This window comes from Weizmannia sp. FSL W8-1119, from assembly GCF_038008605.1.
Classification (GTDB): Bacteria; Bacillota; Bacilli; order Bacillales; family Bacillaceae_C; genus Weizmannia; species Weizmannia coagulans.
The window spans coordinates 2,594,987-2,614,453 of sequence record NZ_JBBOZL010000001.1 but is presented as its reverse complement, the minus strand read 5'-3'; the positions used below and the strand labels follow the sequence as shown (position 1 = coordinate 2,614,453).

Annotated in this window: 15 protein-coding genes, 2 pseudogenes and 1 riboswitch; of the genes and pseudogenes, 9 read left to right on the top strand and 8 right to left on the bottom strand. The window is 46.2% G+C overall.

Annotated elements, in window-relative coordinates; all coding sequences use genetic code 11:
• The first annotated feature begins 6 nt into the window (after positions 1-6).
• Together NSQ19_RS12825 and NSQ19_RS12820 are read left to right on the top strand one after the other, a co-directional pair.
• Positions 7-192 (top strand): type Z 30S ribosomal protein S14, encoded by a 186-nt coding sequence (locus tag NSQ19_RS12825; RefSeq protein ID WP_013860453.1) that lies wholly within the window; start codon positions 7-9, stop codon positions 190-192.
• A gap of 515 nt (positions 193-707) precedes the next feature.
• On the top strand, positions 708-2,879 hold the full coding sequence (locus NSQ19_RS12820; protein WP_340702953.1) for an ATP-dependent helicase: 2,172 nt from the start codon (positions 708-710) through the stop codon (positions 2,877-2,879).
• Between the two features lie 207 nt (positions 2,880-3,086).
• Here the strand turns inward: NSQ19_RS12820 and NSQ19_RS12815 are convergent.
• Both NSQ19_RS12815 and NSQ19_RS12810 read right to left on the bottom strand, forming a co-directional pair.
• Positions 3,087-4,022: pseudogene (locus NSQ19_RS12815) on the bottom strand (purine/pyrimidine permease); the annotation flags it as partial.
• 105 nt (positions 4,023-4,127) lie between these two features.
• Positions 4,128-4,268: a ribbon-helix-helix protein, CopG family gene (locus NSQ19_RS12810; protein ID WP_003352379.1), complete on the bottom strand. Its 141-nt coding sequence runs from the start codon at positions 4,266-4,268 to the stop codon at positions 4,128-4,130.
• Between the two features lie 87 nt (positions 4,269-4,355).
• Between NSQ19_RS12810 and NSQ19_RS12805 the strand changes: the two genes are divergently transcribed.
• On the top strand, positions 4,356-5,474 hold the full coding sequence (locus NSQ19_RS12805; protein WP_014096213.1) for an RNA-guided endonuclease InsQ/TnpB family protein: 1,119 nt from the start codon (positions 4,356-4,358) through the stop codon (positions 5,472-5,474).
• Positions 5,475-5,590: 116 nt separating this feature from the next.
• On the opposite strand, the gene NSQ19_RS12800 is transcribed toward NSQ19_RS12805, so the two are convergent.
• The 5 genes from NSQ19_RS12800 to NSQ19_RS12780 all read right to left on the bottom strand — a co-directional run bounded on the left by NSQ19_RS12800 (position 5,591) and on the right by NSQ19_RS12780 (position 11,847).
• The gene (locus tag NSQ19_RS12800; RefSeq protein WP_340702952.1) at positions 5,591-5,953 is read right to left on the bottom strand and encodes a purine/pyrimidine permease; all 363 of its coding nucleotides are present in this window, start codon (positions 5,951-5,953) and stop codon (positions 5,591-5,593) included.
• A 481-nt stretch (positions 5,954-6,434) separates the two neighbouring features.
• Positions 6,435-7,391, bottom strand: a complete 957-nt coding sequence (locus NSQ19_RS12795) for a sulfite exporter TauE/SafE family protein (protein WP_081110487.1) — start codon at positions 7,389-7,391, stop codon at positions 6,435-6,437.
• 89 nt (positions 7,392-7,480) lie between these two features.
• A riboswitch (SAM riboswitch) is annotated at positions 7,481-7,588 on the bottom strand.
• Positions 7,589-8,000: 412 nt separating this feature from the next.
• Entirely contained in the window at positions 8,001-9,335 is a 1,335-nt protein-coding gene (locus NSQ19_RS12790) for an amino acid permease (RefSeq protein WP_014097155.1), read from the bottom strand.
• Between the two features lie 323 nt (positions 9,336-9,658).
• Entirely contained in the window at positions 9,659-10,402 is a 744-nt protein-coding gene (gene nfsA, locus NSQ19_RS12785) for an oxygen-insensitive NADPH nitroreductase (protein WP_340702951.1), read from the bottom strand.
• Positions 10,403-10,809: 407 nt separating this feature from the next.
• Positions 10,810-11,847 carry a PTS transporter subunit IIC gene (locus NSQ19_RS12780; RefSeq protein WP_014097169.1) on the bottom strand — a complete coding sequence of 346 codons (1,038 nt, stop codon included), beginning with the start codon at positions 11,845-11,847 and terminating at the stop codon, positions 10,810-10,812.
• Between the two features lie 1,309 nt (positions 11,848-13,156).
• Here NSQ19_RS12780 and dhaK point away from each other — a divergent pair.
• From dhaK to NSQ19_RS12760, 4 genes are all read left to right on the top strand, one after another.
• Positions 13,157-14,149 carry a dihydroxyacetone kinase subunit DhaK gene (gene dhaK, locus NSQ19_RS12775; RefSeq protein WP_340702950.1) on the top strand — a complete coding sequence of 331 codons (993 nt, stop codon included), beginning with the start codon at positions 13,157-13,159 and terminating at the stop codon, positions 14,147-14,149.
• Positions 14,150-14,162: 13 nt separating this feature from the next.
• On the top strand, positions 14,163-14,753 hold the full coding sequence (dhaL, locus tag NSQ19_RS12770) for a dihydroxyacetone kinase subunit DhaL (RefSeq protein ID WP_340702949.1): 591 nt from the start codon (positions 14,163-14,165) through the stop codon (positions 14,751-14,753).
• The gene (dhaM, locus tag NSQ19_RS12765; protein WP_014097172.1) at positions 14,746-15,123 is read left to right on the top strand and encodes a dihydroxyacetone kinase phosphoryl donor subunit DhaM; all 378 of its coding nucleotides are present in this window, start codon (positions 14,746-14,748) and stop codon (positions 15,121-15,123) included. Before dhaL ends, dhaM begins: the two co-directional genes overlap by 8 nt.
• 523 nt (positions 15,124-15,646) lie before the next feature.
• Entirely contained in the window at positions 15,647-16,636 is a 990-nt protein-coding gene (locus NSQ19_RS12760; RefSeq protein ID WP_014097174.1) for an aldo/keto reductase, read from the top strand.
• Positions 16,637-16,790: 154 nt separating this feature from the next.
• Here the strand turns inward: NSQ19_RS12760 and gabT are convergent.
• A pseudogene (gene gabT / locus NSQ19_RS12755) lies at positions 16,791-18,008 on the bottom strand (4-aminobutyrate--2-oxoglutarate transaminase); the annotation flags it as partial.
• 179 nt (positions 18,009-18,187) lie between these two features.
• Between gabT and NSQ19_RS12750 the strand changes: the two are divergent.
• Positions 18,188-18,946 carry a GTP pyrophosphokinase gene (locus NSQ19_RS12750; RefSeq protein WP_340702948.1) on the top strand — a complete coding sequence of 253 codons (759 nt, stop codon included), beginning with the start codon at positions 18,188-18,190 and terminating at the stop codon, positions 18,944-18,946.
• On the top strand, positions 18,943-19,380 hold the full coding sequence (locus NSQ19_RS12745) for a YwnF family protein (protein ID WP_179234675.1): 438 nt from the start codon (positions 18,943-18,945) through the stop codon (positions 19,378-19,380). Before NSQ19_RS12750 ends, NSQ19_RS12745 begins: the two co-directional genes overlap by 4 nt.
• Positions 19,381-19,467 lie beyond the last annotated feature (87 nt).

Sequence of the window (19,467 nt, the reverse complement as noted above, 5' to 3'; positions counted from 1 at the left end):
AACGTCATGGCAAAGAAATCGATGATTGTCAAACAAAAACGTGAGCCGAAATTTAAAGTTCAGGCTTACACACGCTGCGAGCGGTGCGGGCGTCCCCATTCGGTATACCGCAAATTCAAACTTTGCCGCATCTGTTTCCGGGAACTTGCGTATAAAGGCGAGATTCCGGGCGTAAAGAAATCCAGCTGGTAAGCCTTCCCCGCTCCCCTTTTTCGGGGCACGGGATACATATCCCCGTTCTTTCCGCATCTTTGTAAATTCTTTAATCCCTCTTCATCATAATTTAACAAACCGGTGGTACTCTAAAATCAGCGGGGATGGCAAGCGTGGCCATCATCGGTACACCGCGTAGGCGGAGCGGGTACCTTGATTTCCAGTACAGCCGGCATGTTTACTTGGAAATCCAAAACCTTTCCCTTCTGATTTTTTAAAAGGAATTTCGGCATGCATGCAGAAATTTTTCTTTTATAGAAAATGAAAAAAGGGGGAGGACATAGGAAAATGTCGTCATAGGCAAAACCTTTTATGACGAGGTATGTGTCAAGCTTTTCTCGATTGTGAGATGTTGAAAGTGCCCTTCCAATGCTATCGAGAACTATTTTTATACATATGAGACAGTTGTCAAAACTGAATGGTTAGATTTTATGTCAACACTCCATTCCAATATGCTACTATTAAACCAAAGCATTTGGAACGGAGCAATGTCAATGGACACGAAACAAGACTTTTTTACCCGTAAAAAAGAGGAGTCCGGAATTGTGCTGAATGCAGTGCAGCAAGAGGCCGTAAAGCAAACGGAAGGTCCGCTTTTGCTTTTGGCTTCTCCCGGGTCCGGAAAAACGACGACAATTATCATGCGGATCGGCTATTTAATTGAAGAAAAAGGGGTGGCACCTGCACGGATCAAAGCCATTACGTTCAGCCGGGCCGCTGCCGCTGACATGAAAGACCGGTTCCGAAAGCTTTTTCCGAATCTTCCGCCCGTTGATTTTTCAACGATCCACAGCCTTGCTTTCGAACTTGTCCGCATATTTTTCAGGCGGGCCCATATCCCTTTCCGGCTGATTGAAGGCGAGGCGGGGCCGTACCATAAGAAAAAAATTTTGCGGGATGTATACAAGACCATTAACGGGGAGAGGATCACGGAAGACCAGCTGGAGGAACTGCAGACGTATATCAGCTACATCAAAAACAAGATGATCCCGCCTGCAAAATGGGGGAAGATTGCGACAGGTGTGCCGGAAGCTGCCCGGATTTTAAAAGAGTATGAGGCGTTTAAAAAGCAGGGTACCGGTCAGCTGCTTCTTGATTTTGATGATATGCTGACGCATGCGAATGAAATATTAAGGCGTGATCCTGATCTTCTCCGTATGTATCAGGGGCGTTATGACTATGTGCTGACGGATGAGAGCCAGGATACGTCCATGGTACAGCATGCCATTGTTGAAAAGCTTGTGCGCCGGCATCGCAATTTGTGCGTTGTCGCCGATGATGATCAGTCAATATACAGCTGGCGGGGTGCGGAGCCGTCCTACTTGCTAAATTTTAATAAAGTGTATCCGGATGCGAAAATTTTATTTATGGAACAAAATTACCGGTCATCTCAAGAGGTTGTCACGACTGCCAACCTGTTTATCAAGCGCAACAAGCACCGCTATGATAAAAACATGTTCACGGAAAACCCACCTGCCGGGCCGATTCGGTTTGTGCGCCTGCCAGATTATAAATACCAGGCAAAATATTTGGCCCAGAACATTGTCGTGTCCGAAAATTTTTCGGAAATTGCCGTGCTGTACCGGAACAATATGTCTTCGATTGCCCTGATCAATGAATTTGACCGGGAAGGGATTCCGTTTTATCTCAAAGATACCGACAACCGCTTTTTCTCCCACTGGGTCGTCCAGGATATTTTGAATGTGATGCGGCTCACGTTTACCGATAAACGGGCGGATATCCTCGCGCAGGTCCATTCGAAACTGGACGGTTATATTACGAAACAGCAGATGGAAGCGGTAAAGGGGATCCATAATAACCAATCTGTTTTTGACAATTTAATCCAATACGCACATTTGAAGGACTACCAGGTCCAAAAAGTGCGTGAAGTAAAGGAGACGCTCCGGGAAATGCGGGGCATGCCGCCGCTGGATGCGATTCATGTTATTCGCGGCAGGCTCGGCTATGAAAAAGCGCTCGAAAACATGTGCAAAAGATTAGGATTTCGAAAGGATCCCCTGATTGGCATTTTAAACACACTCGAAGAAATCGCGGACACGCTTTCCACCATGGAGGAATTTGCCGCGCGTCTTCAGCATTTGGCGCAAATTTTAAAAACGGCGAAAGGGAACAAAGGCCGGAATGCTGTGACGCTTTCGACGTTTCACAGCTCTAAAGGCTTGGAGTTTGAAAAAGTATATATGATTGACCTGGTGAATGGGATCATTCCGGGTGACGATGAAAAAGAAGATGAGTTACTGATGGAAGAATCGGTCCGTCTTTTTTATGTGGCCATGACGCGCGCGAAAAAGTCGCTGGAAATGGTCAGCTATGAAAAACGGGACGGAACCCGGACAATGGACTCGCCGTTTGTTGCAGCGGTGAAGGAAATTGTCAACAATGTTGAAAAGGCGGCAAAAACAAAGCCGGACATGGCAGTTGCCCGAATCGGCAAAAAGACGGTCTCCATACCGTATAACCCGAATGCAATGAAGGATGCCTCCGCTTTTGTGGCCGGCAAAAAAATCCGGCACCGTGTGTTTGGCCATGGTGAAATTGTAGAGATCAACGGCGACACCATGGCCATCCGGTTCGAAAAACGGACGGTGAAACTGTCTATCCCGACCTGCATCGAAATGGGGCTGCTTGAGGAAGCCGGTCGGTAATCGTGTGTGAAGAAGGAAAACTGAAGCGGATATAAAAAATGCCGGGAATCTCCCGGCATTTTTGCACCCCTGACCGCCGCAAAGGGCTCGCGGCTGTATGTAAGGCAAGGGATGCAGGCCATTTTGATGATTGCAGCAAATCCTGCATCCGGTTGGTGACACGGGACTCCGTGCAAATGGGAGCAGAGCATTCCCTGCTGTTTGGCATTACTGCTCGCGGATGCTGTTTTCCTGCATTTTTCTTTTTTTCCTCCAAATCAGCAGCTGTTCTGTTAAAATGCCGACCACAGAACCAAGAATTAAGCCGTTGTTTAAAAAAGTTGCCACCACCATTGGCAAATGTTCAGTTGCATGAGCCGGCAAAAACATCGCGCCGATTCCGACCAGGAAGGAGATGCCCGCTGTTGTATGGGCAATCTCTTTGTCCGGGCTTTTTTCAAGGTCATTTAAGGCAAGGCCGACCAACTGTGTGAAGACCACAAAGGTAACGGCATAACCGACCGGCGCGGGAACAGCAGACATGATATGCACGAGCGGTGGGAGCAGCGCAATAATGGAAACGAAACAAGCGCCGTACAAAAATGGTTTCAGCACTTTTATGCCGGTTTGTGCAACATAGCCTGCCGCTGCTGCAATCGGCACTGCGCCGACAGCGGAAAAGATGCCGGCAAGCAGCTGGTTGATGCCGGATATGAACAGACTGCTCCTCACCCGCTCTTGCCGGACTCCCGTCACATTTCCCATAACGCGCACAGACGTAATCATATTCGCAGTTAATAAAAGCCCGATGAATACACCGGTTGTGACGGCGCCGGAATCAAAATGCGGCCTTCCACAATCAAATACGGCAGGAAGAGAGAACCAGCTTTTCCCAAATGTAATGGCCGGCGCTTCACCGAAAAGCGCGAACAAAATCCAGCCGCAAATCAAGCCGAGCATGATCGAATATTGCTTGACCCACGGTTTCTTTACATGGCCAAAATAGAATGTAAGCAATACTGTGACAAGGCTCAAAACAGCAACAAGCGGCCGGACTTCCTGATGGGCCCCCGTAATGCCGAGCATCCCTTTCATAAAAGAGCCGCTCAACTGCAGCACCAACAATAGCAAATAAATAAATGTCACTACCGGTGTAAACAGTTTATTTAACGGCTTTCCGAAAGAAGTCTCCCATCCTCAAGGAATGTGAAGGTGCGAATCGCACCAATGAGTAGGTGGGAGATGAATTTTGGTTGGCTTTAGCCAAAGTTATTTTTCCAATCCTTTTCTCAACAATTCTAAGATTGCGGCTGTTCTAGTTGGAATCCCATTTTCTTTTTGATATTGCTCCAATTTTTCTAATATCGTCTTAGGCATACGAATTTCTACACGTTCTTTCTCTTCTCTCATGATTATCACCTCATATTGATTGTACGGATTTTTTACGATATAATCAATATATACGAAATTTTTCCGCACAAAGTGAGGTGAATTGATATGGCCAAGCAAAACAAAGCTTTCAAGTTTCGTTTGTTACCAAACAAAGAACAATCCGCATTATTAGCTAAGACATTTGGTTGTGTTCGCTTTGTCTACAATAAGATGTTAGCTGAACGCAAAGAAACGTATGAAAAGTTCAAGGATGATAAAGAATTGCTTAAAAAGCAAAAGTTTCCGACTCCTGCAAAATATAAAAGTGAATTTCCATTCCTAAAAGAAGTGGATTCTTTAGCTTTGGCAAATGCACAAATGAACTTACAGACTGCTTATAAGAATTTCTTTGAAGGAAATGCGGATTTTCCAAAGTTCAAAAATCGTAAAGCAAAACAATCCTATACAACTAATATGGTCAACGGAAATATTAAGCTAGAAAATGGTCATATCAAACTGCCAAAAATCAAAAAGCCAATAAAAATGAAACAGCATAGAGAGATACCTGCTGATTATAAAATCAAATCTTGCACTATTTCTAAAACAAAGACAGGCAAATACTACATTTCAATTTTGACAGAATATGAGAAAGATATTCGTCCAGTTAACATACAGAAAGTTGTTGGTTTGGATTTTGCTATGGATGGTCTATATGTCGAGAGTGAACAGGGTAAGAAAGCCAATTACCCACGTTACTATCGGCAAGCCTTAGATAAATTAGCAAAAGCACAACGAATTCTTTCTCGAAGAAAGAAAGGTTCTGCACGTTGGAACAAGCAACGACTAGTAGTGGCTAAGTTACATGAGAAAGTGGCGAACCAACGCATGAATTTTCTTCATCATAAGTCAAAAGAATTAGCTTCTAACTTTGATGCTGTCGTGATTGAGGACTTGAACATGAAAGGGATGTCTCAAGCCCTTCACTTTGGGAAAAGCGTTCATGATAACGGCTGGGGTATGTTCACTACTTTCTTAGCGTATAAGCTAAAAGAACAGGGGAAACAACTTGTGAAAATTGATAAGTGGTTTCCCTCCACTAAGAAGTGTTCATGTTGCGGCAAGGAAAAAGAAATGCCATTATCTGAACGTGTATATAAATGTTCTTGCGGCTTTGTATTAGATCGCGATCACAATTCAGCAATCAATATCAAAAATGAGGGATTACGCTTATTAGCGTTATCATAAGTAACAAAACTCTTGGAACAAGAGGGTTAGCTCGGTCAGTTTTCGTTGGCTAGTAAAAGCAACGATAAGTCGAGAAGCCCCCACTTCAATCAAACCGTAAGGTTGATAAGTGGAGGTTAGTTCACTTGGTCCACAAGGCCGGTAAAAGCGAGCAGGAAGAAAAAGATGCCGGTTACAATCAGTGCGCCTGCCAAATATTGCAGAGATTCAGTGCTTGAACTGTACATGCTGCCGACAAGCCCCGCATAAATGGCAAACACGCTCCACCACAGCCCGGCGGGCCCTTCATTGATTGGCATTCTGTGGCCGAAAATGCCTTGCAAAAGGCCGCCGATCCCGAGTACAAAAAGCGTCCGCTGCACAAACAGGGCAGTCTCACCTGCACTGAAATGGAAAGCAGCCGCAATGGCAATCGGGGCCGCGATCGACCCGGCGATCATAAATGCCATCCATTGCAGCGACGAAATAAATGTTTTCATAGGCACACCGTTCTTTCCGTTCAAAAAAATGGAAAATACCAGTAAATATAATTATAGCAAAACAGATTTTACATTTTAAACATAAAACATTTCGCGAACGGGGGAGGGAAAGCGGGCATGGCGGACGGCGGCATAAACAGGGGCTGCAAACCGGACGGGCGCGGGTAAGCCATGTTTTGGCCCGCAAAAAAATCACAAAATGCACCTCTGTGCATTTGCCGCTAAAAGAAGTTTGCGCTGCCTTCACTTAGGCGTTCGATCTCGAAAACATTTGTGATGAATTATTTTTGCCGGTGCTTGGTTAAGGGATGGCTGGTTTAGGTGGAAAAGCGGGGCCGCTTTCCTTCACATAGAGGGCATCTGCATAAAGGAAGCAAAAATGGCGTTGTTCGTTCGCATAGAAACGCCTCAGCCCGTTTATTGTCAAAAACGGCTTTAAAAAAACAATTTGGGCAATGGATCCCTTGCCCGAACATGTTCCTTATTCTGCGACGCTTACGCTGGCGCTGGCAACTGCCCGCTTGTGTTTTCTGATTGTATAGAAAATAAGGATTGCCCATATTGCCGCAATGGCTGTATAGGTAACGCCGTACCAGCCGCTTCCGGCGCCGGCCATTTTTAATAAAGTTTGCACGTTGCTGAACACAATCATGCCGCTGACAATGACAGCCAGCAAATGAGCCGGCAAAATTTTAACCAGATAGGCTGCAATCGGTGCGGCGATCAGGCCGCCAAGCATGAGGGCGATCGTCCAGATCCAGTTAATCTGCATAGCGCCGAGGGATAAAAGGAAACCGATGCTTGACGCCAGGGATACGGCAAATTCACTTGTATCCACCGAGCCGATCACTTTCCGCGGTTCGATGTCATTTCTGGACAGCAAAGCCGGTGTGGCGATAGGGCCCCAGCCGCCGCCCCCCGTTGCATCAAAAAATCCTGCGACAAAGCCGAGCGGGATAAAAAATACGTTAGACCCGGTCTTTTTTTTGATTTTCAACGCCCCGCGCGCGTTGATCAGAAACCGGATAAGAATATAGAGGCCAAGGGCGATCAGAAAAATAGAAATGTACGGTTTTAATGTGCTTGCAGGAAGATGGCTGAGAACGGTTGCCCCGAGAAAGGCGCCGACAGCCCCGGGTACAACCAGTTTCCAAATGATCCCTTTATCGACATTCCCAAATTTCATATGTGAGACCCCGGAAGCCGCCGTTGTAAAAACCTCCGCCAAATGCACAGAAGCTGATGCGACAGCCGGCGCAATTCCGAAAGCCAAGAGGAGTGAGGTAGAAGTCACCCCGTAACCCATTCCGAGAGATCCATCCACCAATTGTGCGGCAAGGCCGACAAGTGCTAAGACAATTAATTTTTGCATGTTCATGTTCCCCGCTTTCTTCATCCATAAATTTGATTCATCCTGATGTAGAGGAATTATACGCATCAGGGCCTATCCTGGTTCAAACGGCCGGCCTTGCAGAAATAAAAAATCTTTCCGCCATTTTTACGGAAAGACAGCGAGTAAAGGATAAGCGCTTATCTTCCAAAATGGTACCCATTTTGCTGGAATTGGCACCTTGCTGCTCGCTGCAGGTTGCCGGACTTCATAGGGCCAGATCCCTCCGTCGCTCTTGATAAGTTATTTGTTGTTTAAAATTTTATCAGAAAATAAATGGAAGTCAATATAATTATTGCAAGTTTTTTTATCGGATTTATACGAATGGGGGGATAAAGAAAAAAACTTCCCATCAGATCACGCTCTGTCGGGAGTTTTTTTCTTTACGCTGGATTGGTTTTAAAAAGCAGGTCATCAGGATCAGGCGGGGCATCATGGCCGCTTTCATTTGCTTCACAAAACGAAAAAGAGTCCAAACGGGTTAGCAGGCCGTCCCATTCTGGCAGTTTGTACGAGCTGCACACCCGTGCCTGCCCCCTTCCCGCCCAGAAAACGGTTTAATCAACCCCGCTTGTTTGTGCCCGCTTATCGCGCAGTTGGATTTCTGTCCTTTCCCTGCCTAAGGGAACCGGTTTTATCAACACAGCCGGCTGGAGCCTATTCCTTTGCTTTAATTCTCAGTGACAAGACGACGAGCACGATTAAAATAGCGAGGCAGACGCTTGTACCAATCGGGTTGCCGCCGCCCAGCAAAAAGGACAGGAAAATGCCTGCCAGTGCAAGCAGCGCAATCCAGACCATGAAAGGATACCCTTTTACACGGAAGGAAGGCAATTTTGCATACGACTTCCGGAGTCGCAGTTCGGCTGCACAGATGGCGGTCCAAACAAGGACGACGGTAAATCCCGGAATGGTCATCAAATAGCTGATGACTTCATCCGGCGTAAGATAGGCCAGAATCACGCCGGCTAAAATAAACAGCGAGGTCAGCAAAATACTGATCAGCGGGACGCCTTTCCGGGAAATTTTTAAAAAGGCGCGTGGCGCTTCTCCGGACTGCGCCATGTTAAACAGTGTGCGCGAAGTGGCATAAATGCCGGAATTGGCGGCAGAAAGAACGGCCGTCAAGAGCACAAAATTCATCACATGGGCGGCAGCGGGGATCCCTGTGCGGCTGAATACCTGTACAAACGGGCTTTCCACGGAAGAAACCTGGTTCCATGGGATAATGCCGCAAATGACCAGGATTGGCAAAATATAAAAAAGCATGACGCGGACAACGGTCTGTTTAATGACACGCGGCAACACTTTCTCGCTGTCTTTTGTTTCCGAAACGGTAACACCGATCAGTTCCGCGCCGCCGTATGAAAACATAACGATCAGAAAAGCGCTGAACGTACCGTGAAGCCCGTTCGGGAAAAAACCGCCGTGCGCGGTATAGTTAGACACCGTGGAAGATGTCCCGGGGAATAAACCGAATAAAATCAGCGCACCAAGCAGGATAAAAACGATCAACGTGATGATTTTAATGCCGGCAATCCAAAATTCAAATTCGCCGTAGTACTTCACTTCAATTAAATTGATGCCGACCACGAAAGCAGCACAGAGCAAACTGAGTAGCCATAGTGGCGCTTGGGGAACCCAGAATTGCAGGAAGCTCCCGGCTGCAAGCAGTTCCACAACTGTCACAATGACCCAGTTGATCCAGTACAGCCAGCCAATAATGAAAGAAACCCGGCTGCCGAACGCTTTGTGGATCAGATTTTGGACGTTGAGGCCGGGGTGGACGAGTGCCATTTCCCCAAGTGCTGACATGACAATGAATAAAAGTGCGCCGCCGATCAGGTAAGAAACGGCAACACTCGGGCCGGCAAGGCTGACGGTATCGGAGCTGCCTTTAAAAATGCCGGTTCCGATCATCCCGGCCAATGCGATGAACTGGACATGCCTTGGTGATAAGCCTTTTTGCAAATGATGTTGGTTTTTCTCCATTTCTATCAATCTCACTTTTCTGTTTTAGATAAACGCTTTTCAGTGCTAAAGCATTTATTCTATTTTAGCAGAAAAAAAGGAATATTGATATACAAAAAAATGGAATCGCCGGATGACAGATGTACCCGCATTTCACCAAAGCAAAATGTAAAAAAACGGCGGGGCACCACTCATCGTAGCATCTCGCCGTTCTGTTTAATATGTGTCCCGGGATGGTTGCCGAAGCGCTGAATATCCATATTTGAACATGTCGTTCTATTTAACTTGTGCTCCGCGATGGGCCGAAAGAAGAGGAAAATGCGCGGACGGATCCCCTATTCAGCTTACTTTTTATCAAACCCTTGTCGTTCTACAAATTCCTTCATAAAAACGCGCGATGGTTCTTTGAAAAATTGTGCCATTTGGCCTGTCCAGGTATCGTTCCTTTTTCCGTTTGTGCGTTTTGTATAATATTGCGAAACCGTTTCATTGTATTCCTTCAGATCGCGCAAAAGACGTTCATCAGCCGGATATTCATCTTCGAAATAAACATGCTCAGCCGCCATGCGTGGTTTTTTCACAGACGGATCGGCCGGATAGCCGATTGTCATTGCAAATAGCGGAAGGACATATTGCGGGATTTTCAAAAGTTCGGCCACTTCTGGCAGCCTGTTGCGCAAGCCACCGACATAACAAATGCCAAGCCCCATCGATTCCGCAGCGAGCGCGGCATTTTGCGCAGCCAGTGCCGTGTCGATGAGCGCGACCATAAATTTTTCCGTTGTCTCAAGTGTATCTTGCGCCTCTACGCCTTCCATTTGTGCCGCAAGTTCATGTTTATGGAGATCGGCACAGAAAATGAGCAGATGGCCGCATGTTCCGACATGTCGGTTCCCGGTCAGTTCTGCTAATCTTTGCTTCCGCCCGGGATCCTGAATGCCAAGAATCGTATAGGCCTGGACGAAATGAGAAGTGGCGGCTGCCTGCGCGGATTCCACAATCAGGCGGATTTGTTCATCGGATAGCGGCCGGTCTTCATAATGGCGGATCGACCGGTGATTGAGAATCGTTTCAATGATGGTATTCATTCCTTTACACTCCTGTCTTTGGTGAGTCCACTGTATGTTCAAATATAGCACAGAAAAAAACGGCCGGCATGAAAGGTGCTTGTTGTCCAGCATGGCCACGATGATCTGCCAAAAAATATTTTGATTAAGGCTAAATTAACCTATTTTCGCTTCGGTATACCCAAATTGAACTTCGAGTATGTTCATGCGAGGGGCGGAAGAACATTTTACCCTTCTCCATTATTTATATATCCGCCTTTATGATGCCGGGAGCAGAAGCTAGTGAAGGCGTTCGATTTCATTTTGCACAAACGTAACTCTCTCATGCTGCTATATCGCGCCGGCCGATCCTTCCGAAGTTCCGGAATTTCCGTCCGATGAAAAGAAAAACACTGCAACCCTGATCCGGAGGGCTGCAGTGTTTTTTGCTATTCGAAATTAAGCTGATAGTCTTCTGATTTGATCATCTTTAATTTTTTTGAAAAAACATAAATGAATCCGACATTTAAGATAAACGGCAGCACAAAGAAAGTGCTCAGCATAATGGCAATATTTTTCGCAGTCCAGCCGCCTTCAGCAAGATGCATGAAATTGAGCGGGCCGACTAAGCCCGACAACCCGAATCCTGCACTGTAAGGCGTGCCCTGAATATGAAAGACGCCGGCAAGCGCACCGAGAACGGCAGCAGTGATGAGCATCGGGAAAGCAATTTTCGGTTTCATAAAGAAGTTTCGCATCTGAATTTTCGGCGAGCCAAGTACATGGGCAAGGGCGGTACCGAGCGAGTTGGCTTTATAGCTGGCGATGGCAAGCCCGACCCCGGCGGCACAAATGCCAAGATTTGCCGCCCCTGAACTGACACCTGAAAGCATAATAACGGTTGCTACGCCGACTGTTGAAATCGGCGATAAAATAATCAGGCAAAAAATGACGGCAATAATGGCGCCCATTACGACAGGCTGCATGCTTGTCACATGTGCCACCCCGACGCCGACCAGCCCGGTAGCCGCTTTAATAAATGGCAAAATTGCAAGTCCGATCATGCCCGGTATTAAAATACTCAATGTCGGGACCAGGAGGATGGAATAAGCCTTTAACCTTGTTCCGACCCACTTGACGAATAAAACCGCCAATGCCGCTGTAATCCCTGTATTGATGACAATCCCGATCCCGTTTAAAGCAAATGCGCCGGCAGCCGTTTTCTGGATCGCGCCGCTCCCAACCATTGCGGCAATGCCGACACTTGCAATTTGGATCGGTGTCAATTGAAAGGTAATGCCGACCATAACGCCAATCAATACAGGGAGCATGCTCATGATGATAACGGTTGCATCCACAACATGCTGCAAATAAGGCGCATGCGGGATAATCAGTTTCAATATCTCCCCGAGTAAGGCGTTTGGGATCAGAGAAACGACAATGCCTATGCTCATTCCGTTTAACAGTTTGCTAAAGAAATCTTTCATTAGTGGAAGCCCCCATTTTGTTTTGACCTCGCTGCTGGCGCTGCCGGATAAGCGCCGATGCTTGTCTGTTTGCGTATGATTATATAAAACATTCAGATTATAGTCAACAAAAATTTTTAATACTTTACCGCGTGTGTGCACATATGCATAAAAGTACTAAAAAGCATATAAAATGAACTTAAGTTTTTCGTGCCAAAATCAATTACGATCAGGATAGACATTGCTTTTGGCAACACATAAAGAAGTAATAATGTTTAGTTCAGCTTATATATAGGGCTTGCTAAATAAGCAAAATTCCTAGATTTGGTAGGAATGCTGACAGCTTTGGCAAAAATTTAATACAAAGGGTTTTATAAAAAATCCAGGGAAAAGCTTGCACTTGAAAGCTGATTCAATGAATAGAGAAGACAGAATCGCATTTTCGAAGATGGCTTCTTCTATATTTTTAGACAGAGCTTGCTGACAAACTCAGAATCGGAATCGGGGGTTCAGCAAGCCCTAACATGACGCCCTCTATGTGAAGGAAGGCCTTCATTTTTTCGCGCTTCCTTAACGTAGACGGGCTCTATGTAAAGAAAGGGCTTCGTTTTTGCATGCTTCCTTAACATAGAAGGGCTCTATGTGAAGGAAGGCCGTCATTTTTGCACGCTTCCTTAACGTAGACGGGCTCTATGTGAAGAAAGGCCTTCGTTTTTCCGCGCTTCCTTAACGTAGACGAACTTTATGTGAAGGAAGGCCGTCATTTTTGCATGCTTCCTTAACATAGAAGGGCTCTATGTAAAGAAAGGGCTTCGTTTTTGCACGCTTTCTTAACGTAGATGCCCTCTATGTGAAGGAAGGGCCACGTTTTTGCACACTTCCTTAACGTAGACGAGCTCTATGTGAAGGAAGGCCGTCATTTTTCCGCGCTTCCTTAACATGGGGGCTTGCTAAATAAGCAAAATTCCTAAATTTGGCAAGGATGCTGACAGCTTTGGCAAAAATTTAATACAAGGGTTTTATAAAAAATCCAGGGAAAAGCTGAATCAACGTATAGAAAAGACAGAATCACGCATTTTCAAAAATGGCTTCTTCTAGAGCTTACTGACAAATTGGGTACAAACTCAGCATTGGATTCGTTCAACAAGCCCTATATAAAAAAGTGATCGAAAACAATCTCAGATATGATTGAAACAATTGACATCCGTGATTGCTGGCTTGACATGAAAAATGATTTTTTTTCACGATGGAAGCGGTATAATAAAAGTGGTGTTTTAGAATGTGTTGTGCCGGGCAAAAGAAAGGACATAAGGATGCGGAGGGATACGCCATGAAAAAAATTATAAACGACCCTGGAAAAGTTGTCGATGAGATGCTGGATGGATTTGTGTACGCCCATGAAGGAAAAGTGGAGCGATTGGAAGGGACAGGCGTCATTTATCGTACTTTCCGGGATGAAGGGAAAGTGGCGCTCATTAGCGGCGGCGGCAGCGGGCATGAACCGAGCCATGCCGGTTTTGTCGGGGAAGGAATGCTGTCTGCGGCAGTTTGCGGTGAAGTGTTTACCTCGCCGACGCCGGACCAGATTTTTGAAGCGATTAAAAAAGCCGACCAGGGCACCGGTGTGTTCATGATTGTGAAAAATTATACAGGGGATGTCATGAATTTTGACATGGCCCAGGAATTAGCTGAAATGGAAGATATTCAGGTGGAGAAGATCGTGGTTGACGATGACATCGCGGTAGAAGACAGCACCTATACAGCAGGAAAGCGCGGCGTTGCCGGTACCGTTCTTGTCCATAAAATTCTGGGCGCGGCAGCAGCAGAGGGGCAGACGCTTCAGGAAATCAAGGCGTTGGCTGAACGGCTTGTGCCCAATGTGAAGACAATCGGTGTCGCTATTTCGCCGGCAACAGTTCCGGAAGTCGGAAAGCCGGGCTTTGTCCTTCAGGAAGATGAAATGGAATACGGTGTCGGCATTCACGGGGAACCGGGTTACCGGCGGGAAAAAATCAAGTCGTCAAAAGCGATCGCGGAAGAACTCGTTGCCCGGCTGAAAACTGCGTTCAACTGGAAAGAAGGGGACCGGTTTGCGCTCCTTGTCAACGGGCTCGGGGCTACGCCGCTTATGGAGCAGTATATTTTTACCAAGGATGTGCATGCCCTGCTTGACCGGGAAGGCCTTGCCGTTCCGTTTAGAAAAGTGGGCAATTTGATGACGTCCATTGATATGGCCGGCCTTTCCCTCACGCTTGTAAAACTGGAAGATGAGGCGTGGCTTAAATTTTTAAAACGGCCGGTATCCGTTCCGGCATGGGTGTAAAGGAGGCGGAAATATGTTAACAGCAGAAACAGCAACAGACTGGCTGCATCTTTTTGCAGAAAAAATCGATGAAAACAAAGCCTATTTGAGCGAACTGGACAGTGCGGTCGGAGATGGCGACCACGGTTCGAACATGGCACGCGGGGTGGCGGCTATGGAAGAAAAACTGGCAGCCGGCGGTTTTGCCACGGTCCAGGACGTCCTGAAAACAGCGGCGATGGCGTTGCTTGGAAAAGTCGGGGGTGCCTCGGGGCCGCTGTATGGATCAGCGCTGATTGCGATGGCAAAACAGGCAGGGGAAAATGAACAAGATGTTGCGGCAATTGTAAAAGCCGGGCTTGAAGGCATCCAAAAACGCGGGAAAGCAGAAAAAGGCGAGAAAACGATGGTTGATGTCTGGATACCAGCCTGTGAAGCACTCGCGTCCGGATCGCTGACAAAAGAGGCCATTCAATCTGCCGTAGAGGCGACAAAAGAGATGAAAGCGACAAAAGGGCGCGCATCTTATCTTGGCGAGCGTTCCATTGGCCATCTTGACCCTGGGGCGGTTTCAAGCGGCTATTTGTTTGAAGCTTTGTTGGAAGGCGGGATTCTGGATGAGTAAAAAACCAGTAGGCATTGTCATTGTTTCCCATATTCCTGAAATCGCGGCCGGCCTTGCCACATTGTTAAAGGAAGCGGCCAAAGACGTTTCCATTACGTATGCGGGTGGCACCGATGACGGCGGGGTTGGCACCAGTTTTGACAAAATGAATGCCGCCATAGCCGAAAATGAAGCGGATGATCTGTTTGCTTTTTATGACCTTGGCAGCGCCAAAATGAATTTGGAAATGGCAATGGAGATGTCGGATAAGTACATCCGCCTGATGGACACCGCCTTTGTCGAAAGTGCTTATACGGCTGCCGCGCTGATCCAGGCAGATGCAGAACTGGAAGAGATTTTAAAACAGCTGGAACCGTTAAAGGTAAAATAAAAAATAGCCCGGGCCGGTATGAACGGTCCGGGCATTACTTTTTTGTGGAAAAACATAGGATTAAGGGCCTCGCCAAAATGAAACGTGTGGCATCCTTCATCAGGTTTTCACGCAAAACGCACGGGCGCCCTGCATGGCCATTTTAAAGCCTTTTTTGCCTGCCCACGCTGTATGGCGTTCGAAAGGCCCTTAGGAAAAACGGGGCCGGTGCTGTATGCATGTTAGAGATTCACTCAATCGGTTCTCCTTTTTATTATATTCGAGAGGACGCCGGTGCTGTATGCATGTTAGAGATTCACGAAAAATGAGAAGGAATTTTAAGATTAACTTTTTTTATGATACCAGTCAAAGCATTAATTTTTTATTACAAGAAGACCCGAACATTCTCGGGGCTTTTTATTTTCAGAGTTCATGTAAGCTTAAAAAGATTAGCAATGCACATTACTTTACACTCATAAATGAATAAGAATAAAATAGTTTTGCACCAAGCATTTTCTATTCTATTCAGAAGGAGGAAAATGAAGTGGAATATACGAAAATAAAAAATACCGATATTCAAGAAGCATCAAGGGTTGCCCTCGGAACATGGGCCATTGGCGGCTGGATGTGGGGTGGAACCGATGAAAGGGAATCCATCAAAACGATTCAAGCTGCGATCGATTTAGGGATTAACGTGATTGATACGGCTCCCGCATACGGTTTTGGCCGGTCTGAAGAAATAGTCGGCAAAGCCCTTGCTGAAGTCGGACAACGTGACAAAGTGGTGATTTCGACAAAAGTTGCATTGGAATGGAAAAATGGTGAAGTTTTCAGAAATGGATCAAAAGAACGGATTTTAGCAGAAATTGATGATTCATTAAAAAGGCTTCAAACCGATTACATAGATATTTATCAGGTGCATTGGCCGGATCCGAAAGTACCGATTGAAGAAACCGCAGAGGCCATGAAGACACTTTATGATTCCGGGAAGATTCGCGCCATAGGCGTCAGCAACTTTTCTCCGGAACAAATGGAGGCATTCCGTACTGTGGCACCTCTGCACACGGTACAGCCCCCTTATAATTTGTTTGAACGAAACATTGAAAAAGATGTTTTGCCATATGCTGTGGATAAAGGCATGACTTCTTTATTTTATGGAAGCCTGTGCCGGGGACTTTTGAGCGGTAAGATGACACCGGACAGAAAATTCGAAGGCGATGATTTGCGCAAAACAGATCCAAAATTTCAACCGGACCGCCTGCCACAATATTTATCGGCCGTTAACGAATTAAATCAATGGGTCCAAGAAGCTTACGGCAAACAAGTTATTCATTTAGCTGTTCGCTGGCTTCTTGATCAACCGGGTTCAAGCATCGCTTTATGGGGTGCGCGCCGCCCCGATCAATTAAACCCTGTCAAGGAAGTTTTCAGTTGGAAACTAACACAAGAAGACTTGAAAACAATCGATGATATCATAAATAAAAATGTAAAAGACCCCGTTGGCCCTGAATTCATGGCCCCGCCGGAGGATTAATAAGAGGAGGCTGGGACAGAAGTATTTTACTCATAGAAAAATCCGAACTCATTCAGACATTCTATCTGAATGATTCGGATTTTTATTTATTCATAAGAAAGCAACGAAGCGCTCCGTCAAAATACTTCGCTTTCCACGGGCACGGCCTTTAATATCATAATAAAGATATTTCTTCCTTTACGTTTGCGGCAGCGGCAATGGACTGTTTTAAAATATCCAGGCCTTCTTGCAGCTGGTCGTCTGTAATGACAATGGGCATTAGAATGCGGATGACATTGCCGAAAATCCCGGCATCCAAAAGAAGCAGCCCCCGCTTGTTGGCTTCTTTCACAATCCGCTTTGTCAATGCTTTATCTGGTTCTTTTGTCGTTTTGTCTTTTACGACTTCAAATGCACACATGGCGCCAAGGCCGCGCACATCCCCGATAAAGGCAAACTCCTTCTGCCAGCTGCGGAACGTATCAAGCACCTGTCTCCCGATTTTTTCCGCCCGTTCGTTTAATTTTTCAGATTCAATAATGTCCAGTACGGCAAGGGCGGCTGCGCATCCAAGCGGGCTTCCGGCATAGGTGCCGCCAAGTTCACCCGGATTTGCCGCATCCATTATGTCGCTCCGCCCGATTACCCCGCTTAACGGGACGCCTGCTGCGAGGGATTTCGAGACGGTAATCAAATCCGGCACAACATCGAAATGCTCAATGGCAAAATAGCGCCCGGTCCGGCTGAATCCTGCCTGAATTTCGTCCGATACGAACAAAATGCCATTTTCCCGGCAGAAGTCATAAACCGCTTTTACAAATTTCTTGCCTGGCACAATGAACCCGCCTTCTCCTTGCACAGGTTCCATGACCACAGCAGCAACCGTTTCAGCGGCAACATCGTTTTGAAAGAAATTCCGGAACTCCTGGATCATATAGTCTTCATATTCTTCATCAGTCAAATGGCCGGGTTTCCGGTAAGCATAAGGGTAAGGCGCCTTATAAACTTCAGAAGCAAACGGGCCGAATTCGTATTTATACGGCTTCACTTTGCTTGTCATCGACATCGTCATTAACGTTCTCCCGTGGAAGCCGCGGGTGAAGCTGATAATGGCCGGCCGTTTCGTATATTTGCGGGCAATTTTAACGGCATTTTCGACGGCTTCGGCCCCGCTGTTTAAAAGGATGACCTTTTTCTCCGCATTCCCCGGGGCGAGCGCTGCCAATTTCTCAGCCAGTTCAATATAAGGTTCATACATCATGACGTTAAAGCCGGTATGGATAAAATGTTCAAGCTGTTCTTTGACAGCTGCGATAACTTTCGGGTGGTTATGCCCGACATTCAGCGTGCCGATTGCGCCGGCAAAATCAATATACGTGTTGCCGTCCACATCTTAGGGGGATTTTACGCCTTTTTGATTCATCTTTTGGATAGCGGGTAAACGGCGGATGAAACCGCTATGACCACACCTGATATGAACCACCCGGGCAATGCGATTCTTTGACAAAACCCCCTCCTGCCTTTAAGATGGGGATAACGGATTTGCATTGCAAATTTGAAGGAGAGACAAAAATGGAAGTTGCCATCCCGATAGATTTTGAGCAGATGAAAGAAGTCAAAACAGAGCTGACGCGGTTTATGATGTCGTATAAATTCGCGCTCCATGAAGTGATGACAAAAATTGATATTTTAAAAGAAGAATTTCAGTACGTCCATGACTACAATCCGATTGAGCATGTAAAATCGCGCCTAAAGTCACCGGAAAGCATTTTGAACAAAGCATATCGGAAGGGTTGTGGATTATCGCTTGATTCGATCCGTGAAAACATCCGCGATATTGCCGGCATCCGGATTACGTGTTCGTTTATTTCAGACATATATGAGATCAGCAAAATGATCCAGCAACAAAAAGATGTAAAGTTAATTGAGTGCAAGGATTATATTCAAAATCCGAAACCGAACGGCTACCAGAGCCTTCATATGATCATCAAAATTCCGATTTTCATGTCGGACAGGTCGGAAGAAGTGTATGTTGAGATTCAGATCCGGACAATCGCCATGGACTTTTGGGCAAGCCTGGAACATAAAATATATTATAAATATGACGAGGATGTGCCACAACATTTGAAGGAAGAACTGAAAGAAGCAGCACTGCAGGCAGCACAGCTCGATGTAAAAATGGAGAACATCCAAAAAGAAATGAAGGAAGTCAAAAAGCGGAACAGTGAAAACAGCGTGCACCAACTGATCATAGACGCTGAAAAGCTTCGAATCCCTGAAGATTTTTTAAAAGTGGCCTTAAATGAAACGGATGGGAAGGGATCCATTTGATCATTAATTTGAACGAAATGCCGGGATTTGTCCGGTTCGAAATGGAGAAATTAGGGGAAATGATCGCCCCAAAACTGAAAAAAGCCAACCAGTATGCATTTTGGTCCAAACCGCTCATTTTTGTGGCAGCGCTCAATTTGTTTTTGTTGCTTCTCGTGATGCCGGCGGAAGACCGCTCGATTCCGCTCCTCCTTTTCTGTGCGGTCGCCGGGGCGTTCGGCATGGCGCTGTCGCAGGAAGCGCGGGTTTTGAGAAAAGAAATTACGAAGCTCAGTTTTTCCTATATGAAAAAGCGGATTGAAAAAAGCAGCATTGTCACGGAGCCGGTGAAAAAACGCTATGCGGCATTGATCGAAAAGGAACCGACGAATATTTTCCTCCACTTTATCCACTTTTTGGAAGAAGAGCAAAACAGAAAAAAAGAGCTTTGGTAAAATCCGCACGGCCCGTTGATGGCGTGCGGATTCTTTGAATTTTTATGGACGGATGGGAAAATCCAACACTCCTGCGGCATTTTTACG

What these genes read in the sequence shown, in the direction of transcription:
- NSQ19_RS12800 (WP_340702952.1), bottom strand. Translation starts at nt 5,953, where the DNA reads ATGAAAACATTTATTTCGTCGCTGCAATGGATGGCATTTATGATCGCC.
- dhaM (WP_014097172.1), top strand. Translation starts at nt 14,746, where the DNA reads ATGAGTAAAAAACCAGTAGGCATTGTCATTGTTTCCCATATTCCTGAA.
- NSQ19_RS12825 (WP_013860453.1), top strand. Translation starts at nt 7, where the DNA reads ATGGCAAAGAAATCGATGATTGTCAAACAAAAACGTGAGCCGAAATTT.
- NSQ19_RS12750 (WP_340702948.1), top strand. Translation starts at nt 18,188, where the DNA reads ATGGAAGTTGCCATCCCGATAGATTTTGAGCAGATGAAAGAAGTCAAA.
- NSQ19_RS12795 (WP_081110487.1), bottom strand. Translation starts at nt 7,391, where the DNA reads ATGCGTATAATTCCTCTACATCAGGATGAATCAAATTTATGGATGAAG.
- NSQ19_RS12790 (WP_014097155.1), bottom strand. Translation starts at nt 9,335, where the DNA reads ATGGAGAAAAACCAACATCATTTGCAAAAAGGCTTATCACCAAGGCAT.
- dhaL (WP_340702949.1), top strand. Translation starts at nt 14,163, where the DNA reads ATGTTAACAGCAGAAACAGCAACAGACTGGCTGCATCTTTTTGCAGAA.
- NSQ19_RS12810 (WP_003352379.1), bottom strand. Translation starts at nt 4,268, where the DNA reads ATGAGAGAAGAGAAAGAACGTGTAGAAATTCGTATGCCTAAGACGATA.
- NSQ19_RS12780 (WP_014097169.1), bottom strand. Translation starts at nt 11,847, where the DNA reads ATGAAAGATTTCTTTAGCAAACTGTTAAACGGAATGAGCATAGGCATT.
- NSQ19_RS12820 (WP_340702953.1), top strand. Translation starts at nt 708, where the DNA reads ATGGACACGAAACAAGACTTTTTTACCCGTAAAAAAGAGGAGTCCGGA.
- nfsA (WP_340702951.1), bottom strand. Translation starts at nt 10,402, where the DNA reads ATGAATACCATCATTGAAACGATTCTCAATCACCGGTCGATCCGCCAT.
- dhaK (WP_340702950.1), top strand. Translation starts at nt 13,157, where the DNA reads ATGAAAAAAATTATAAACGACCCTGGAAAAGTTGTCGATGAGATGCTG.
- NSQ19_RS12805 (WP_014096213.1), top strand. Translation starts at nt 4,356, where the DNA reads ATGGCCAAGCAAAACAAAGCTTTCAAGTTTCGTTTGTTACCAAACAAA.